This window comes from Azospirillum picis (assembly GCF_017876115.1).
In the GTDB taxonomy this organism is placed as follows: Bacteria; Pseudomonadota; Alphaproteobacteria; order Azospirillales; family Azospirillaceae; genus Azospirillum; species Azospirillum picis.
Window position 1 is genome coordinate 100,023 of the sequence record NZ_JAGINO010000020.1, and the last position, 17,532, is coordinate 117,554.

20 protein-coding genes are annotated in these 17,532 nt (G+C 65.5%); 6 read left to right on the forward strand and 14 right to left on the reverse strand.

Annotation, left to right across the window (positions count from 1 at the left end):
- Positions 1 to 94: 94 nt before the first annotated feature.
- The 8 genes from J2850_RS23230 to J2850_RS23265 all read right to left on the reverse strand — a co-directional run bounded on the left by J2850_RS23230 (position 95) and on the right by J2850_RS23265 (position 5,380).
- Positions 95 to 394: a hypothetical protein gene (locus J2850_RS23230; RefSeq protein ID WP_209987006.1), complete on the reverse strand. Its 300-nt coding sequence runs from the start codon at positions 392 to 394 to the stop codon at positions 95 to 97.
- Positions 391 to 2,670 (reverse strand): hypothetical protein, encoded by a 2,280-nt coding sequence (locus J2850_RS23235; RefSeq protein WP_209987009.1) that lies wholly within the window; start codon positions 2,668 to 2,670, stop codon positions 391 to 393. Before J2850_RS23235 ends, J2850_RS23230 begins: the two co-directional genes overlap by 4 nt.
- Positions 2,667 to 2,963: a hypothetical protein gene (locus J2850_RS23240; protein WP_209987012.1), complete on the reverse strand. Its 297-nt coding sequence runs from the start codon at positions 2,961 to 2,963 to the stop codon at positions 2,667 to 2,669. Before J2850_RS23240 ends, J2850_RS23235 begins: the two co-directional genes overlap by 4 nt.
- A gap of 2 nt (positions 2,964 to 2,965) precedes the next feature.
- Complete coding sequence (locus J2850_RS23245; RefSeq protein ID WP_209987015.1) at positions 2,966 to 3,214, reverse strand: hypothetical protein; 249 nt, start codon at positions 3,212 to 3,214, stop codon at positions 2,966 to 2,968.
- Between the two features lie 53 nt (positions 3,215 to 3,267).
- Entirely contained in the window at positions 3,268 to 3,732 is a 465-nt protein-coding gene (locus J2850_RS23250) for a hypothetical protein (protein ID WP_209987018.1), read from the reverse strand.
- 106 nt (positions 3,733 to 3,838) lie between these two features.
- Positions 3,839 to 4,267: a hypothetical protein gene (locus J2850_RS23255; RefSeq protein WP_209987022.1), complete on the reverse strand. Its 429-nt coding sequence runs from the start codon at positions 4,265 to 4,267 to the stop codon at positions 3,839 to 3,841.
- A 95-nt stretch (positions 4,268 to 4,362) separates the two neighbouring features.
- Entirely contained in the window at positions 4,363 to 5,139 is a 777-nt protein-coding gene (locus tag J2850_RS23260) for a hypothetical protein (RefSeq protein ID WP_209987025.1), read from the reverse strand.
- Positions 5,140 to 5,188: 49 nt separating this feature from the next.
- Positions 5,189 to 5,380 (reverse strand): hypothetical protein, encoded by a 192-nt coding sequence (locus J2850_RS23265; protein WP_209987028.1) that lies wholly within the window; start codon positions 5,378 to 5,380, stop codon positions 5,189 to 5,191.
- A 96-nt stretch (positions 5,381 to 5,476) separates the two neighbouring features.
- Here J2850_RS23265 and J2850_RS23270 point away from each other — a divergent pair, with 96 nt between their 5' ends.
- Positions 5,477 to 5,779, forward strand: coding sequence for a helix-turn-helix domain-containing protein (locus J2850_RS23270; RefSeq protein WP_417281592.1), 303 nt, complete (start codon positions 5,477 to 5,479; stop codon positions 5,777 to 5,779).
- A gap of 96 nt (positions 5,780 to 5,875) precedes the next feature.
- Positions 5,876 to 6,196: a hypothetical protein gene (locus tag J2850_RS23275; RefSeq protein ID WP_209987031.1), complete on the forward strand. Its 321-nt coding sequence runs from the start codon at positions 5,876 to 5,878 to the stop codon at positions 6,194 to 6,196.
- Positions 6,197 to 7,196: 1,000 nt separating this feature from the next.
- Here J2850_RS23275 and J2850_RS23280 read toward each other — a convergent pair.
- Both J2850_RS23280 and J2850_RS23285 read right to left on the reverse strand, forming a co-directional pair.
- Entirely contained in the window at positions 7,197 to 8,432 is a 1,236-nt protein-coding gene (locus J2850_RS23280; protein WP_209987034.1) for a tyrosine-type recombinase/integrase, read from the reverse strand.
- Between the two features lie 443 nt (positions 8,433 to 8,875).
- Positions 8,876 to 9,880 (reverse strand): SDR family NAD(P)-dependent oxidoreductase, encoded by a 1,005-nt coding sequence (locus J2850_RS23285; protein ID WP_209987037.1) that lies wholly within the window; start codon positions 9,878 to 9,880, stop codon positions 8,876 to 8,878.
- 99 nt (positions 9,881 to 9,979) lie between these two features.
- Here J2850_RS23285 and J2850_RS23290 point away from each other — a divergent pair, with 99 nt between their 5' ends.
- On the forward strand, positions 9,980 to 10,906 hold the full coding sequence (locus tag J2850_RS23290) for an AraC family transcriptional regulator (protein ID WP_209987040.1): 927 nt from the start codon (positions 9,980 to 9,982) through the stop codon (positions 10,904 to 10,906).
- Positions 10,907 to 11,084: 178 nt separating this feature from the next.
- Here the strand turns inward: J2850_RS23290 and J2850_RS23295 are convergent, their stop codons facing one another.
- The gene (locus J2850_RS23295) at positions 11,085 to 11,651 is read right to left on the reverse strand and encodes a MarR family winged helix-turn-helix transcriptional regulator (RefSeq protein WP_246513417.1); all 567 of its coding nucleotides are present in this window, start codon (positions 11,649 to 11,651) and stop codon (positions 11,085 to 11,087) included.
- A 380-nt stretch (positions 11,652 to 12,031) separates the two neighbouring features.
- Between J2850_RS23295 and J2850_RS23300 the strand changes: the two genes are divergently transcribed.
- Both J2850_RS23300 and xth read left to right on the forward strand, forming a co-directional pair.
- Complete coding sequence (locus tag J2850_RS23300; protein WP_209987043.1) at positions 12,032 to 12,715, forward strand: fumarylacetoacetate hydrolase family protein; 684 nt, start codon at positions 12,032 to 12,034, stop codon at positions 12,713 to 12,715.
- Between the two features lie 9 nt (positions 12,716 to 12,724).
- The gene (gene xth, locus J2850_RS23305; RefSeq protein WP_209987046.1) at positions 12,725 to 13,519 is read left to right on the forward strand and encodes an exodeoxyribonuclease III; all 795 of its coding nucleotides are present in this window, start codon (positions 12,725 to 12,727) and stop codon (positions 13,517 to 13,519) included.
- A 42-nt stretch (positions 13,520 to 13,561) separates the two neighbouring features.
- On the opposite strand, the gene J2850_RS23310 is transcribed toward xth, so the two are convergent.
- The gene (locus tag J2850_RS23310) at positions 13,562 to 14,143 is read right to left on the reverse strand and encodes a histidine phosphatase family protein (RefSeq protein ID WP_209987049.1); all 582 of its coding nucleotides are present in this window, start codon (positions 14,141 to 14,143) and stop codon (positions 13,562 to 13,564) included.
- A gap of 38 nt (positions 14,144 to 14,181) precedes the next feature.
- Positions 14,182 to 15,072 (reverse strand): YcbK family protein, encoded by an 891-nt coding sequence (locus J2850_RS23315; RefSeq protein ID WP_209987052.1) that lies wholly within the window; start codon positions 15,070 to 15,072, stop codon positions 14,182 to 14,184.
- 903 nt (positions 15,073 to 15,975) lie between these two features.
- Between J2850_RS23315 and J2850_RS23320 the strand changes: the two genes are divergently transcribed.
- A complete protein-coding gene (locus J2850_RS23320; protein WP_209987055.1) occupies positions 15,976 to 16,749 on the forward strand; it encodes a hypothetical protein in 774 nt (257 codons plus the stop codon).
- 9 nt (positions 16,750 to 16,758) lie between these two features.
- On the opposite strand, the gene J2850_RS23325 is transcribed toward J2850_RS23320, so the two are convergent.
- A complete protein-coding gene (locus tag J2850_RS23325; RefSeq protein ID WP_209987058.1) occupies positions 16,759 to 17,475 on the reverse strand; it encodes a response regulator transcription factor in 717 nt (238 codons plus the stop codon).
- Between the last annotated feature and the right edge of the window lie 57 nt (positions 17,476 to 17,532).

The following is a 17,532-nucleotide window of genomic DNA, read 5'->3' on the forward strand; positions in this document are numbered from 1 at the left end:
CAGGATCAAGGAATTGTTTCCAGAAAATGCGATGAAATTCCGCTAATGTCCGCCGCTGTACGCTTATGTGTTTCTTTGTCCGATACAGCGAGTTCTAAGGGAACACATCATGAGAATTTCCAAAAATATCATCCCAGGCTTTCCTCTCGGCTTCTGAGCGGGATAGATGCCCGCCGAATTCCAAGATGGCTGCACGCTCTTCGAAGTCGTCCAGACGGTCGAGAGCGTCCGCATGTCCGGACAGCAGCCGGATCAACCCGGGCTTCTCCGCACGGACGGCGGAGACAAGAGCCGGCGGCAGGGGCGCGGGTGCCCGCAGACGGAGGTTGCCGCCGTCGAGGGAGACCGTACCTCCCTCGGAGCGCAGGGCACGCAGGACGGCCAGCGCACTCATATCGTCTCCTCCCATTCTACCGCCGGGGCGGGATCGTCCTTGACCCGCCGGATCTGGATTACCCGGCGACGCTCGGTCCCGCGTCCTTCGCGAAGGTCCAGAACGATCTCGATGCCGAGTGATCGAAGGGCCGGTGCCACGCGACGGAGCCGGTTGGACAACCGGGTGCCATCCTTCGGCCACGTTTTGTCCCGCGACACCTCCAGGGCCACCTTGAGGTTGATATCCGACAGAAGGTCCGTCGCCGTTCCGTTCCAGACGTCCCGGTCAGCCATCACCTCGAGCACGGCAGATGCCACGGGATCGGCCTCCACAGCCTCGGCTACGCCTTGAGCGCGGTTGGTCTCATAGGCGTCAACGAACTGGTCGGGCAGCCACGCGAAGGAGGGAAAGGCAGCAGCAGCCCACAAGGCGAAATCGGCCATGCGCGGCAGGCGGGAGAGTTTCACCGTGGCGCGGTTGCGCAGCGCGGTCGACACGCCGTCGAACAGCGCACCCAGGATGCGCGGCGCCGCGGCGTCGAACTCGGTCCAGAAGGTGCCCTCGGGCCGGCGGGCTTCCGCCGTCATCGCCGGCAGGGTCAGGGCAACGGCACGGTCGGCCAGATCGGGGCGGGATGCCAGCGCCGGAATGCCGTTCAGCAGCACCGGGCGGCACACGTCGATCAAGACTTCCTCGTTGTTCGTGTAGAGCGCCCGCGTGGCGAAGCCGCCCCCGGTGGCGATGCGGCAGAACCAATCCGACTGGTCGCCGTCGATGAAGGACAGGTTGTCGTAACCCAGCACCCAGCCGTTGCGCGCGGCCAGCAGTGCGTCCCGCTCGTCCTTCGGCGGGGATCGCAGGTCAGCGGCGTTCGGGTCGATCAGCCGGCGCAGCACGCGGCAGAAGGTGGACTTGGCCGCGCCCTGTTCGCCGTTCACCACCATGACGGGGAACGGCCCGTTGCGCTTCAGGCACGCCACGATCCAGGCGACGGCGAGTCGGAAGTCCTCATCGCTCCCGATGTTCAGGAAGGGGCGCAGCTCGGTAATGCGGCCTCCTTTCACCGGCACCGGCAATGGGCGCAGACCGGCCGGCCGGATGAAGGGTACAGGCGGGTGCGCGACAACCTTCCAGCCATCCGGCCCGATCACCACAGCGGACCAGTCGCTTGTCCCCAGGTCGATCACCACGCAGCCGTCATGCTCACCCACCCGGACGGCGGGCACCTTCTCCGGCCCGTTGCCGGCGATGGCCTCGATGCTGTTCATCGCGTCGGCCAGCGCTTGCGACGATGGCGAGCCGGGAATGGTGTGCTTCGTGTCGCCCTCGGCGATCACCTGTTGATAGCGGGAGCCGTAGATCTTCAGCAGATGACGGCGGTAGGCGATGGACCGGACGGCGAAGCTCTCAAGGTGCCCGTCTACCTCCACCGTGGCATAGGCGGCATGATCGGCATCCCGCCACAGCTCGCCCCGCGTCGCGCACAGGATCAGCCGGTCGCGCTGGGGAAGGTCGTCGTCGTCCGGTTCCGGTGCAGGCTTCCTGCTGGGCTTGGCCGTCGTCGGTGCCGGCGGCTCCCAAGGTGCGGCGGCCTCGATCATGGTGCGCAATGTGTCAACCGTGACCCCGGCCGGCGTTTCGTCGGCAAGGTCCCATCCGGTCGGCCAGTCGGTGGGCACGTCCACCATGGCGATGCTGGCGGCTCCCGCCTCGGTCGCCAGGGCGGCGACGGCTTGGCCGAACGCGGCGCCCGGCTCGTCTTGGTCGGACCAGATCGCCACCCGGCGGCCCGCCAACGGCGACCAATCCGTCTTGTGGGGTGACTTGGCGCCGTGCATCGGTGTAGTAGCAACCAACTCGGGGAACCGCTCGGCGGCGGCATCGGCGGCCTTCTCTCCCTCGGTGACGATCACCAGGGCGTCATGCCGGGCGGTCAGCTCGGGCAGCTTGTAGAGCGGGCGCGGATCGGGAATGCCCTTCGAGCGCCAACCGCGCTTTCCCTTGCCCAGGTCGCAGAAGGTCAGCGGCAGCACATCCTTGCCCGGCGTGCCATCGCTGGCGGAGAAGTCGAAGCGCGCCGCATAGCCCAGCAGCCGGCCGGCGGCGTCATGGTAGGGCCATGTCCGGGATGGCTCGCCATATTTGGGATGCTTGAACCGCAGCTCCGGGGCGTCATCGGGAACCGGCAGGATCGGCACCTTGACGGCAGTGGTCGCCTTCCCGGCCGGTTGGCTGGTGGCGGTTTCCTCGGGGGTCAACGGCGCGAACATGCCGGCGTGATCGTCAGGCGTCATTTCGTTCCCAGCATGTCGGCAAGGTTTCGGGCCGCCTCGGCTTGGGTGCAGCCGGCCAGGAAGGCGGCCAGGGACACCACGTCGCCGCCTCGGTCCCCGGTGGCGAAGTCGCTCCACTTGCCGGTGGTGAGGTTCACCTTGAAGGAGCCGGGCTTGTGGTCCGCACGGCGCGGGTTGAGCGCGACCCATTCCCCGCCGGCTCGGTGCCCGTCCGGGAGCCAACGGGCCACCAGCGCCGGCAGCACGGCCAGCGCATCGTCGTTGATCCGGTCGAAGTCGAGTCGGGCGCGCATGGTCAGTTTCCGGCGTTGCCGGCCAGCCCTGCCAGGAACTCGGCGGGGGACGTGGTGATGATCCGGCGGCGGCCAAGCGTGACGAAGCTGATGCGCTTTTCCTTCATCAGGTCGTACGCCTTGGATCGGCCGATGCCGGCCCCGAAGCAGAACTCCGAGACGGAAAAGCCCGCCTTCTGCACGGTCTGCGAAAGGCAAGGCTTGGGTGTTTGCGGCCGAGCATCGCCCGGCCGGTTGTTCAAATCCGCCATTTTCAGATCACCTATTCAGAAAGAAAGCGGGGGCACTCCGGCCCCCGGCCGGATCAATCGCGCTCGCCGACGACGGAACGCTCTTCATCGGTGTAGTGCGCGATTAGCCTGCGGAGATGGGTGATGTTGAAAGTCGTGGTCTTGCGGATATTGGTGCCGCCGAAAAACGCATGGTCCCATTCAGAGGAGGCCGGAACCTGATCCGCCGGAACTGCATTGCCGCCGCGCGGCTCGAAGTAATCCTCAACAAAGGTGATCGCGCCAGCTTCAGGATGTCGCCGCGCGGCGTTGGCTACCTCACACGCGATGGAGCCGGCTTTGGCAGCCTCGTAGCCGTCATCCATCAGGTCGCGGAACAGCCACAGCGCGATCATGTCATCCGGATCGAACAGACGGGAGCGGCCGGGGACCGTGCATGGAGCGCAGCGGAAACGGCCCGCTGCGACATGTTCGTTGAAACGGTCTCGGTCGATACGGGCCACCCGACAGGCGGCGGCGGTGGTCAACTTCGGGATCATGGCATCCTCTCACCTCTTGCGATTTCCAAGAGGTACCCTAGCCTCTTGTGAAAATCAAGAGGTGAGACAAGAAGGCAGGAAAGTCCCTCTGCGCATGCGCGCTCTGCTATCCGTCCATGCTGGAACCGCCTCCTTTTTGGACACTCTCCAGCACCAGGGCTGCCAGGAAGTCACGCAGCAGTACGACGGCCACGGACATTTCCCCTCCGGGGATCAGGCCGCAGCGCAGGCCGGTTTCCTTGCAGGCCAGCCGGTTCAGCATCGCCAGCGCGTCGGCCAGTGTGCGGGGCGGGGTGGTCAAGATGGCGTCGCGCAGCTCGCACGCCACGGTGACGTTGAAGTCCGCTTCCTGTTCGGCCTCCTCACCCTTGCCCCGCTTGCTGTTGGCGGCGGCCAGCAAGGCGACCACCTCGGCGTCGGCATCGGCAAAGGTCATGATCTCGACGGAGGGAAGGCGCGTCGATCCGGTCAGGATCGGAGCGGCGGACAAAGCGGGGGTGTTCGCGCCCTTTGGCGCGTTGTTGGGGATCGACATGGGGATGCTCCAATGGGTGTCCGCCAGATGTGGCGGATGGGGTGAGTTGTCCGATTTCCGCGGACAACTGTCCGATCAGGGCGGACGGTTGGTGATCAGGCGGAAGGGGCGGAAGAGTGGTCCGGCCCCTTGGCCGGCTTTTCCTGGCCCAGCCGGGCGATGCGCGCCGCCGGGCTGTCAATGGCCTGGATCACGTGCCAGATCATGCCAGCGTGAGGATCGTTGCCGACAATGTGGCGAAAGTCCTGCTCCATATCCTCGGACAGCACGAGCACGTTCCAGGCGCAATCCGCGTCGATGTACTTGGTCAGCGCATAGCGAAGCTGGATCGCGACCCCTTCCAGGGTCTTCGGGCTGAATGCTTCGATACGCTCGCCGATGGTGTCCACCATCTCGCAGTACCGGTCGGTCTCGCCATCCGGGGCGCACTGGTAGGCTGTGGCGGCGGCCTGGAAGGCATCCCAGGCGAACAACAGCTCGATGTCGGCATGAGCGCCCCGCGGGACACCACGCTTGGGCATGCCGTTCACGGACGCAGGGATGACGTAGCTGCCAGCGCCGTTGGTGTTCGGCTCCGGCGGCGTGTCGGCCAGCAGCCGGCGGGCCTTGCACTCGGCGGCGGCCTTGCCGTCATCGGTGCTGTCCAGCACTCCCTCCACCAGGCGCCTGCCGTCCTTCTCGACGGTCCACAGGACGATGCGGGGCCAGCCGCTACGGGATTGGGAGTCGTGAACCTCCAGGGCATAGGGGCCGGCCTGTGCGGTGGAGATGGTCACGGAGCCGCCACCGGGGCCGGGAAGCTGGCGGGTGGTCCAGGTGATGGATAAAGCGGGGGCGTTCACGCCCTCGGGCGCGTTGGTCGGGTTCGTCATCGGGAAAGCTCCAGGCGAAGGGCCGGCCGGCTGGCGGGCCTGTGGGCGATCAGGCGGTGGTGGTGGCGTTGGGCAGATGGTCGAGTTCGCCCCGTTCCTCTTCCGGCTCCAGGTCCGGATCGCCGTCGCGGGCGTCCAGCTCGGCCAGGAGGGCGTCTATGGCGGCTTCGATCATGGGGCGGGGCCAGCGCGCCAGCAGGGCCGGCGGGCAAGGCTTGGGCGTGGCGAGAAATGCTCGCATGAGGGTGCCTCTGATGTTGCGTTTCGTACTGTTTTCGGTATATTGTACCGATACCATTATCTCATCGGCACATCAACAGGAAATCGGTACAAGGTCATGACGATTGTCGCCGTGCAGAGCAAAATGGCTCGGGCTGCCGTAGGCTGGGGAGTGCGTGACCTCGCTAAAGAAGCTGGCGTGTCGGTTGACACCGTGTCACGACTGGAGCGCGGCGAAGAGCTTCAACCGCGCACCCTCGCAGCGATTCAAGCAGCCCTTGAAGCGGCCGGAGTGATTTTCATCATCAGCAACGGTGAGGGCCCCGGGGTGCGGCTGCGAAAGCTGGCTGCTTTCCATGATGCGGGGAAGGAGAGCGATGCTTTCCAACAAATGGATTCCTCGCAAAGACCCGAAAAATGAAACGGCCGGTGTTGAGTTCATCCCAGAGAATGGGAGTGGAGCGGGGATTAGGTTGAAAGGCTCTTAGCGCTAACGTAAAATACTTGGAGGAAATTCGTGGCCGTCAGATCAAAATCTTTTGTTATTTTTGTCATTATTCTAGAGGCTATCATTTTTTTAGGGTGGTTCTATTTCATGAAGCCACAAGTAGAAAAGGAACACCTTTTATTAGCTTTGGCGTTTTTTGCTTTACTCTCTACGGCGTCAACATTTATCAAACTTATCGCAAAATATGAGAAAAGAAATAGCAAAGGAGAGAAGGAAAAACTATCTTACGCCAATGATATGGATGAGTGGTCAATAATGATTGATTTATGGGCAAAATGCGGTGGCTTAGCATTTGCCATATCGGCTTACATTTGGGGAAAGATAGTTTAATGGCTAGTTGGGAACTCGTCATTTTATTATAAACACCACTTATAGTTTCCATAGCATTTCTTGTGATCTAATAATAACCATGATTACAAAGAATATATGGTCCACTCAACACGATAAATCCCGCCCGGTTCATACCGAGGCGGGCTTTTTACTTTTCGGGCGTTAATGGCTGCATTTCCTGCACATCCACGTATGCCGTCAAGAACTTTTGGAAAGCATGGGTAGCAGAAAACACGCGCCAATCCATATGGTAACTTCAACGTGGCCCTTGTTTGAACGGTGCCCAAAACGCAATAATGCTTGTGTGCGGACCGGGGCGATTCACTTTGGCAGGTGAGCACCAAGCCGGCCACTGCACATCCTCTGCGTCGCTGGATGTAGAACCCGTGGATTCGGGCCATCGAACCCAGAGGACGAGCCAACGGAGGGCTACTGGCGACGAGCGTACGGCGTCAAAGGTAGGCCTATCATGTCGTAACGGGTGGCTCATCCCGTTGTCGGCCGCGTAAAACCGCAACCTTCAAGGTCTGCGGCGCCGTGGACCTGGAGGCTCAACATGAGCATTCAGGTCAAAGTCCACGTGAAGATCGACGTTGCTGCGATCATCGCGGCCATCGCCGTATTTTTCATGTGAGGCAAGGGGAGGCTGGGCAACCAGCCTCCTCGCTTTTCCAATCCTCAACACCACAGCCAACCACACCAGAAAGCCGCCAATCCGCCGGGCTGAAGGTCACCCCGGCGCGTTTCCGCTTATTCGCAGCGGGCAATGCGGACGGAGACGGCTCCCTATCGGGGCTGGGGACGCTAATGGGGACGCTGGGGACGCTGTGGGGACGCTGAAACCACACTCAGCGTCCCCACGATTTCCCCAATGAAATCAGTCACTTTAAACCCACAAAAGTTTTGGGGGACGCTGGGGACGCTCTTTTCTACTAAGAAAGGAAGGGAAGGGAGGGGGGAAGAGACATTGAAAGCCCTGTGAAAGCCCTGTGGAAGCCCCTCAGCCCTTGCCCTTCCTCCCCGCGGTGATGGGCACCACAGCCCCCGTTGCCCCCTGGCAGAAGTCGGCCCACAGCTTCATCAGGACGCGCCGCTTCTCCAGCAGGTCGCCGCGCCGATAGGCGGCCTCCACCTTGTTCTTGATGGTGTGGGCCAGTGCCATCTCGGCCACGTCGCTGGGGGTGTTCGTCGTCTCGGCCGTCCAGTCGCGGAAGGCCGAGCGGAAGCCGTGGGCGGTCGCCTCGATCTTCATCCGGCGCAGCACCATGGTCAGCGTCATGTCGGACATGGGCTTGTCGGGCTTGCTGCCCTCGAACACCAGGGCGTCGAGGTCGTCGGGCTTGCGGGCCAGCTTGCGGGCTTCCTCCAGCAGCTCGACGGCGCGCGGTGCCAGCGGCACCACATGCGGCTTGCCTGCCTTCATCCGCTCGGCCGGGATCGTCCACAGCTTGGCCTCGGTGTCGATCTCCCGCCACATGGCGCCGCGCATCTCCCCCGACCGCACCGCGGTCAGGATCAGGAACTCCATCGCCAGCTTGACCACCGGGCCGGTCTGGTCGGTCGCCCGCAGCTTGGTCAGGAAGGCCGGTACGTCGTCGTAGGGGAGGGCAGCGAAGTGCTCGCCGGAGTCCTTCTGTTTCGGCAGCCCCTTGGCGACGGAGCGCACCGGGTTCTCGCCTTCGCGGAAACCCTTGGTCGCAGCCCAGTCCAGCACCGTCCCGATCCTCTGGCGCACCCGGCGGGCCGTCTCGGGCTTCTCCAGCCAGATCGGCAAGAGCACGTCCCGCACTTCGGGCGTGCCGATCCTGTCCACCGTCATTGTGCCGATCACCGGGAAGGCGTGGGTTTCCAGAGTGGTGAGCCACTGGTCAGCGTGTTTTCCGTTCTTCCACGAGTCTTTGTGCTCGGTGTGGCAGGTGCGGGCCGCGCTCTCGAAAGTCGGCACGATGCGCAGAGCCTTTTGACGCTCGGCCACGGGATCGCCGCCGGCCCGGGCCACCTTGCGCATGGCTATCGCCGTATCCCGCGCCTCGGCCAGCGACACCAGTGTGGTGGACCCCAGGCCGATGTCCCGCCGTCTCCCCTGCACCATGATCCGCAGGAGCCAGCGCCGGGCGCCGGACTCGTCCACCTCCAGATACAGCCCGTTGCCGTCCGCATACCGGCCGGGCTTGGCGTTGCGCACCGTAACCGCCGTCAGGGCCTTCTCGGGGTGCCTCCCGGTTCGCTTGGTCATTTCGAATCCCTGCCAATCCTACCCCACACCTCGCCCCACATTCTGTATCGGGTGTGGGCGGATGGCAACGGACAGTCACGGACGCAGGCGCAAGAGAGTATTTTGTAAGTCAATGGCTTAGGAGGCATGCGCGGACACCAGAAAACACCGGCGGATCTCGTTTCTAATCCCTCTCCCTCCGCCACTGAATGCCTGGACCTTCTGTCCGGCAAAAAGGCCCAGCCAGCTTGGTTGGGCCTTTTTGTTTTCCCGTATCCTAGGATGGGTTGCCTATAGCGTTCAGGAATGCCAGCGAGAGGTTGGATGCTTTCCAGAGACTGTCTGGAGCTTTACTTGGAACAAGGACCAGAGGCGGCCAGGAAGGATGAGGGCTTGGCCCCGGTCATTGTTCGTGCAGCGCTCCTGCGAGCGTCGGTACCCTGGCGCCCAGCGAAATGAGGCGGTCAGGCCGGCAGGCGCATGCCGGTCAGTGTTTCGCTCAGCATCCATAGCCTCTCCGCTGCCGCCGGGTCGATGGCATGTGGAAAGACGCCGCCCTGACCCAGCGTATCACCCAGCACGTAATCGCCGTCGGGCGGAGCCAGAACCACAGCAATGTCGCAGTCCTCGCAATAGACGCCGCCTTCGGTGGCAAGCGCAGGGCTGGTGGCGCACCATACCTGTGTGGCCGCTCCCATCGCCGGTGTCTTGAAGCCGCGATCGGGGTCGATGATCGCCTTGCCTTCGGAGTCGACGGCTCCAAGGTCCCGCAGCATTGTCGGGTCGATATGCTTGCCGAGGTTGGTCTCGACGATGCCGCCGGGATGGACCGCGAAGGCCCGGACTCCATCCGGCGCGCCACGGCGATCGAGTTCAACCGCGAAGAGGGCGTTTGCGGTTTTCGACTGGCCGTAGGCGGAAAATGGATTGTAGGTGCGCTGGTGGAAGTCCACGTCCTCGAACACCACGCGAGAGAAGCGATGGCCGAGGGATGACAGCGCGACCACCCGTGCGCCGTGGGCACTCTTCAGCGCGGGCCACAGGCGAAGTGCCAACTGGAAATGCCCAAGGTGATTGGTGGCGAACTGCAGTTCGTGTCCACGTGTGTCGCGGGTCAACTCGGGCAGGGCCATGATGCCAGCGTTGTTGACCAAGATGTGGAGCGGCGTGTGTTCGGCAAGGAAGCGCTCGGCGAAGGCGTCGATCGACTCGGGGGCGAGCAGGTCCATCGGCCAGACTTCGGCTGTCGGATGGCTGGCCAGCGCCCGCCGTGCCCGCTCGACGTCGCGTGCCGGCACGATCACCCGCGCACCGGCAGCTAGGAAGACGCGCACGGTTTCGAGGCCGAGCCCGGAATAGCCGCCGGTGACGACCGCCGTCCGGCCGGAAAGATCGATACCGGCGATCACGTCGTCAGCCGTGCTGGTCCTGCCGAAGCCGGAACGGATTGGGGTCTGGGGTGTGCTCATGAAAAACGGTCTCCATGTCGTTGACCGCCCTGAGATGGGATGGTACCCGTGAACGACGAATAATCCATCGTCCTGGATTCTTGCGCGTGCGTTCAAATCATGGGCAACGATCCCTTCTCCGCCGTCCTGTCGCTTGTTGACGCCCAAGCGGTCTGCGCGGGAGGATTTACCGTCGGCGGAGCCTGGGCGATCGCCTTCCCGCCGCCGGAGCAACTCAAGTTCTTCGTGATTGCCCGGGGGCGCTGCTGGTTGGCGGTCGAGGGGCTGGAGGCGCCGCTCCGGATGACGGAGGGCGATGCGCTCATGCTGGCCGCTCCACGGTCCTTCGTCGCGTTCAGCGATCCCGCGGTTCCGCCGCGTCCGGCGCGTGAACTCTTTGCCGGAGCAACCTCCGGCATCTTCCCCTTGGGTGGGGGAGACGAGATGCTGTTCCTCGGCGGGCATGTGGACATGGCCGCAGGTTGCGGCTCGCTGCTGCTGGATGGGCTGCCGGATGTCATCCACATCGGCGGCAATTCGACCGAGGCGCCGCGCTTGGCGTCGCTGATCGTTCAGTTGGCCGAAGAGTGCGGCACCAGCCGCGAGGGAGCGGACTTTGCGTGCAAGGCGCTGGCGCAGTTGATCTTTCTGCAGATCCTGCGGGTCCATCTTGCGCGCCATGGTGACCTCGCCCCCGGCATGCTGCGCGTTCTGGCCGACCGGCGGTTGGCTCCGGCGCTGCGGCTGATGCATGCCGAGCCGGCGAGGAACTGGCATTTGCCGGAACTGGCGAGTGCCGCCGCGATGTCGCGAACCGCCTTCGCAACACGCTTCAAGGCGCTGGCCGGGATGGCGCCGCTCGCCTACCTGGCGCATTGGCGCCTGCGCTTGGCTCAACGCTGGCTGTCCACCGGGACGATGACCATCAGTCAGGTCGCGCGTGCCACCGGCTTCGGCTCGGAATCGGCCTTTTCCAATGCCTTCAAGCGAACGACAGGGGTATCGCCATCGCAGTTCCGGTCGATGTCGCGGCTCGCTGCCGAGTGAAAGGGGAGCGATGGACACGATGCTGCGGCAGCGCAGCAGCCTGTGGAATGACACGGACTTGCACGAAGGAGCGGTTCCGCCGGCTTCAGGCAGCCGAAATAGAAAAGCCCGCCCCCATCCGGCCAAGACCGACGGGGGCGGGCTGCTGAGTCGTCTCCGGTGCCTGGAACGCGAAGCGTTACTTCGCGCGCGACACGCGGCGCAGGAAGTCGATGAACTGCGCCTGCTCATCCGGGGACAGGTCCTTGACCATGCCCTGGTCATGGGCCTGCACGCGCGGGATCAGGTCGTCCATCAGGCTCTGTCCTTCCGGCGACAGACGCAGCGCATAGGAGCGGCGGTCGTTCGGCGACGGAGCACGGACGACGAGCCCGCGCGACTCGAGCCGGTCGATCACGGCCACCATGGTCGAGCGGTCGATGCCGACCGCCGTGCCCAGGTCGGACTGGGACAGGCCTTCGTTCTCGCGGATCATGATCAGCACGCCGAACTGGCCGGGCGTGATGTCATGCGGGGAGACCGCGGTCTGGAAGCTCTGAAACACCGCGATCTGCGCCCGGCGCAGGTTGTAGCCCACAAGGTCGGGGAGAGGGCCGAGGGCGAGCTTGCCGTTCTTGCCGGGCCGCAGTCGCGAACGCCGGTCGGCGGGGGTATTACGCTCGTTGTCAGTCACCGTGGATGCCATGTTTGGATGAATTATCGGATGAACGGATAAAATGCGGCCAAGGTCTTCGTTTGTCAGCAAGAACCGCACATTCCATAGGTTCCGCATATCAGATATGCGCGAAACGTATTGGTTGGGCCACACACAAATTCCATCTTGAAGAGTCAAGAAGTGGTCGACGCCAATTCAGCGCCGATCGCCCGCATGGCGGTTTCCCCTGCCGCGCGCGGGTTCCCGAATCGGAGCTTCCGACGCCCGGTCCCCCCCAGACCGGGCGTCTTCGTATCCTCATGCCGCCACGCCCCGGGCTGTGGTTCCTTCGGGCCGTGAAGTGCGGAGCGCCGATGCAGGGCAGGGCGGATGGTTGGGCACTTGGTCTTGCCGCCGCTTTCGGGTTAGCTGTCGGCCGGTCCCATCCGGCGACCTTCGAATCCGACAGCCCCAACCGGAGAGCCGAAGCCATGGCCTTCGCCATTCCCCTGTGGTCCCAGCCGGCCGTGCCCGTCACGGGCGGCGATCCGTTCCCGGTGCGCCGCATCTATTGCGTGGGCCGGAATTATGCCGCCCATGCCCGCGAAATGGGCGCCGACCCCGACCGGGAGCCGCCCTTCTTCTTCATGAAGCCGGCCGACGCCATCGTTCCCGACAACGCCACCATTCCCTATCCGTCCAAGACCGCCAACCTGCATCACGAGATCGAACTGGTCGTCGCCATCGGCACCGGCGGGCGCGACATCCCGGTCGACCAAGCGCTCGGCCATGTGTTCGGCTATGCGGTCGGGCTCGACATGACCCGCCGCGACCTGCAGAACGCCGCGAAAAAGGAAGGCAAGCCCTGGGACATGGGCAAGGGCTTCGACCGTTCGGCCCCCTGCTCGGCCATCCGCACCGTGGGTGATGTTGGGCATCCGGACAAGGGCGCCGTCACTCTGGAGGTGAATGGCGAACCGCGGCAGAAGGGCGATCTCGCCGACCTGATCTGGTCGGTGGCGGAGACGATCTCCTACCTGTCGGCCTTCGTCGAGCTGCAGCCGGGCGATCTCATCTACACCGGCACGCCGGAAGGCGTCGGCCCGGTGGCGGCGGGGGACGTGCTGACCGGCAAGGTCGAAGGCGTCGGCACCCTGACGCTGACCATCGCCTGAGCCGCCGGCATGCGCATCGCGACCTGGAACATCAATTCGGTCCGCATGCGTCTGGACCTCCTCCTCCGCCTGATGGAGGAGGAAAGCCCGGACGTGATCTGCCTGCAGGAAACCAAGGTGGTGGACCCCGACTTCCCGCTCGGCCCGCTGGCTGAGCGTGGCTATGTCCATGCCCACGTCCATGGGATGAAGAGCTACAACGGCGTAGCCATCCTGTCGCGACTGCCCTTCGAGTCGCACGACGTCCAGCACTGGTGCGGCAAGCAGGACTGCCGTCACGCACTGGCCCATCTGCCGGGCGGGATCGAGCTGCACTGTGTCTACATACCCGCCGGCGGCGACATTCCCGATCCGGCGGTGAACGAGAAGTTCGCCCACAAGCTCCAGTTCCTCGACGAAATGACCCACTGGCTGCGGACGGAGCGCACTCCCGACCGCCGCATGGTGCTGGTCGGAGACCTCAACATCGCCCCGTTGGAGCAGGACGTCTGGAGCCACAAGGAGCTGCTGTCCGTCGTCTCCCACACGCCCATCGAGGTGGAGAAGCTGAGCGCCATGCAGGACTCGGCCGGTTGGGTCGATGCCATGCGGCGGTTCGTGCCGCCGAGCGAGAAGCTCTATACCTGGTGGAGCTACCGGGCCAAGGACTGGGAGGCATCGAACCGCGGACGTCGCTTGGACCATGTCTGGGTGACGCCGCCTTTGGCTGGGGCGCTGACCGGCGTTACAGTCCGCCGCGACGCCCGTGGCTGGGAGCCCAAGCCGTCCGACCATGTGCCGGTGATCGTCGACCTCGACGTGTGAGACGCCGGCGGCCCCAACGGAGCCCCGGCGGGCGGTGTCCCTCTACTCCACCAGGGGGATGTTCAACCGCAGCAGCGACAGGACGCTGCCGGGGCCGAGAGCGAACAGGTGGGCGCAGCCGTCGGCCAGCTCCTCGGCCGGCGGTCCCCGCATGTCCCAGCCGGTGGCGAGGGCATAGAGCGCGCGCAGGATGCCGTTGTGGGCAACCGCGCCCGCCGGGCGGCCGTCCGTTGCCAAATCCGTCAGCCAGGGACGCAAGCGGGCCTGCACCTCGCGCGGGCTTTCTCCACCGGGCGCCTTGAAGTCCAATCCCAGCCGGTCGTGGCGGTCCGGCATGAGGCCGCCGGCGCGCAGTTCCTCGGTGCGGCGGCCTTCCCATGTCCCCCAATCCATCTCGACGATGCGCGACTCGGGCTCGGGATCCAGTCCGAGTAGCTGTGCCGTCTCCCAGGCGCGGCGCTTCGGGCTGGCGATCCAGCGCCGCCCGGCCGCCTCCGGCGGCAGCCGGTAGCGGGCCACGCGGGCGCGGCCGGCAACGGACAGCGGCTCGTCGATGCTGCCCTGGATGCGCCCCTCGGCGTTCCAGGCGGTCGGACCATGGCGGAGGATCAGCAGCGTTGTCATGGAAGGGCCGTGCGCGTTGTGGACAGGGCGACCCGAGTTTAACGCCTGGCTGGCTTCTGTGGCGGCACGTCCTGAGCCAATGCCACGCGCACGCGTGCCATGTCGGGCCCGGCGGCCCTCGCTGCCGTTTTTTGCACCGGCTTTCCTGCCGACCTTGCCGGCTGCTTCGTCGGAACCTTGCCGGGTGACGTCGTCTCGGCGACCTGTACCCGCCCCCGGACGGCCGGCATGGCAGGAGACTTGGACGCTGCCAGGATCGTCGTCTTGGCCGTGGGGGTAGCCTGGGCCAGCGCCCTTTCGCGTGCCTTGGCCCGGGCGCGGGCCTGCGCTTCCAGGATCTGCGGCGCCCGCGGCTCGGCGCCCTTCGGCGTCCAGGTGCGGAACGGGCCGGTGTCGACATGGACATGGCCGGTGTGAGGATACATGGCGTAACCGCCACGTTGCATCGCCGCCGCCTCTTCCGCCAGCCGGGCAGGGGCGATGCCGGCGATGGAAAAGTCCGCCGCCTGTCCGCGCATGTGGTAGGAGTTCTCGGCGACGTTCGGATTGCTGCGGGCGAGGCTGGCGTTGGTGGCGCTCGACCGGTAGCCGGAGGTGAGGCGGATCGGCGCCTCGTCGGGCGCACCGGTGCGCCGGCGCAGTTCCACGAGCATGTCGACCAGCGCCGGATCGACGGGGATCGTCTCGTCGGTGCGGCGGTCGCGGAACAGGACGGAGATGTCGCGGAGCGCATCCATGTCATAGCCGTCGCCGGGCCGCCAGTAAGTGGCGGACACCGACTCACCGCTGGCCGGGTGGCTCAGCACCACCGAACGAGGTTCGCCGTCCAATTTCGCGCTTTCAAGGCGGGTGTCGGTGGCGCAGCCGGCAAGCTGTGCCGCAGCGGCCAGCACGGCGAGGATTCCCAAGGCACGGCCGGTGATGCGCATCGCTTTCCCCCCGAAGCTTTGCCCGATCTCTCCACAGGCGCTCCTGCGCCTGGACCCTGCCGCCCCCTCGCGGCCGGATTGCGTGCCGAATTAAATACCAAGAATGTCACGCGAGGCCACTGTGACAAAGCAACCTGTGTCGCATTCGGCACGCGCAAGTAATTTTTCCGGGGCGAGTGAAAAACACCGAATCAACCATCAAGGAAACCGGGGGTGGAGCGTCGGCTCAAGACTTTGCGAGCAGCCGGCAATCCGGGGCGGATTGCCTCGTCGGCATGCCGTCCAGTGCCGCATCGCTGCGGGCAGCACCATGGTGGACGATCACCGCAAGCCCAACCCTGGCAACGATCAACGATTGGCAAGCGCCGGCACCCCCGCCAGGTGAATGGCCCCGGCCGGTTCGTGGCGGATACCGGCCTCGGTGCAGGTGCTGTCGCGGCCCATCGGGCCGGCCCGCGCAGCAGGTCCAGGACGGCAGGGTCGGAACCGCCGGTCACGGGATCGGTGTCGGTGACGACGCAAAGGCTGCGGCGCCATGTGCCACCCTGTGGTCGGTGACGTCGTCGGGGTGATTGAGGCGGCATGTGTGCACGACGATCCCCGGTGCCGAATGTCCTCGGGTCCGCTTCAGATGAGGGAATACACGGCGCGAGCACCTAGGGAATTGATCCTAAGGCGAACGGTCGTGGTCGGACCATGGTGGTGGCGGCCCTCTCCCAAGTCGAGCGGTCTCCTATCCGTCCGGTGCGGCGGAAAGTGCCGGAAACCCCGATCCGGCGACCCACGAAGGGCACCTGTCCAAACCCATAAGATGTGGTAGGTTGGCCGTGGTCGCGTGATGCGCGGCATGTCTTTCTGGGTCTCCGCAAATGCGGCGACCGGCTCCGGCGGAACCCGACGCGGATGGATCCTGACAAGCTCGCCAAAGTCCTCGCCATGGCCGAGTCGGAGCATCAGGGCGAGGCGTTGTCCGCCCTGCGGGCCGCCCGGATCATGCTGTCCCGGGCCGGCCTGTCCTTCCGCGATTTGGCCGAGCGCGCCCGTTCCCCCGCCGCACCGGCGCCGGAGCCGCCGCCCACGGTGGTGCAGCCCGGTGCCCCGGCCCAGCCGCCGGCACCGGACGATCTCGTCCGCGGCCTGCGCCGACAGGTCAGGGACCTGGAGCTGGAACTGGCCACGCTGCGCCGGCAGTTCGACAAGGCGGCGGGCGACGCCGACCGCCACCGCGAGGACGCCGACCGCTGGCGCGCGCTGGCGCGTGAAACCGCCGAAAAGCTGTGGGACATGGGCAAGGCGCTGGAGCGCAAGCATTCGCGCCGTGCCGATACCGATAAGCGCCGGACCGTGCTCGACCTGTTGCAGGATCCGGGCAGCGCCCTGCTGTCCGACCGCGAGATCGCGCGCCGGGTCGGGGTGTCGCCGCACGACGTCACCCATTGGCGGCGGCGCCTCGCCATCGTCGGGCGCAAGCTGCGGCTGTTGCCGGTGGTTCCGCGTGGCCGCGGCCTTTGGGCAGGGCCTTCGGCGGTCGGGCTGGCGCAGGCAAGGCTGTCCGGCACGCGACCGGCCACAGCGACGGCCGATCGCGAACGTCACCGTTGGCTTGGCTTCAGCGCGGAGATCACCATAGCCGAACGCGGCAGCCGGCGCTGTATCGCTCCGGTCCGGCGGCGCTGAGCCCCATCGTCAGGGCGCCAGGCGGTAGCCGCCGGGCTCCGTCACCAGGATGCGGGCGTTCGACGGGTCGGCCTCGATCTTCTGCCGCAACCGGTAGACGTGGGTTTCCAGCGTGTGGGTGGTGACGCCGGCATTGTAGCCCCAAACCTCGCCCAGCAGCGTCTCGCGCCCGACCACGGAACCACCCGCCCGGTACAGGTATTTCAGGATCGCGGTTTCCTTTTCGGTCAGGCGGATCTTGCGATCGGCCCGTTCATCCAGCAGCAGTTTGGCGCCGGGGCGGAAGCTGTAGGGGCCGATGGCGAAGACAGCGTCCTCGGTCTGTTCGTACTGGCGCAACTGGGCGCGCAGCCGCGCGATCAGCACCCCCAGCCGGAACGGTTTGGTCACATAGTCGCTGGCGCCGGAGTCCAGCCCCAGGATGGTATCGGCATCGCTGGCGGACGCCGTCAGCATGATGATCGGGCAGCGGACGCCCTCGCGCCGCAGCAACCTGCACACCTCCCGCCCGTCCATGTCCGGCAGCCCGACATCGAGCAGGATGGCGGAAAAGCCGCTCGCCCCGCCTGTTCCGCCGGATGCGGCGGTCCGTACCGCCGCCAATGCCGCCGCCCCGTCGCCAGCCTCCTCGGTCGCGAACTCCTCCAGCAGCCTGAGCTGTTCCGCCAGCGACTGGCGAAGGGCGATGTCGTCGTCGACCAGGAGGATGCGCTTTGCGGAGGTCATGGGGCGTGGCGGACAGGGGCGTGGAGCGGATTGCCCGCGGCTGCGGCGCCGGGACCG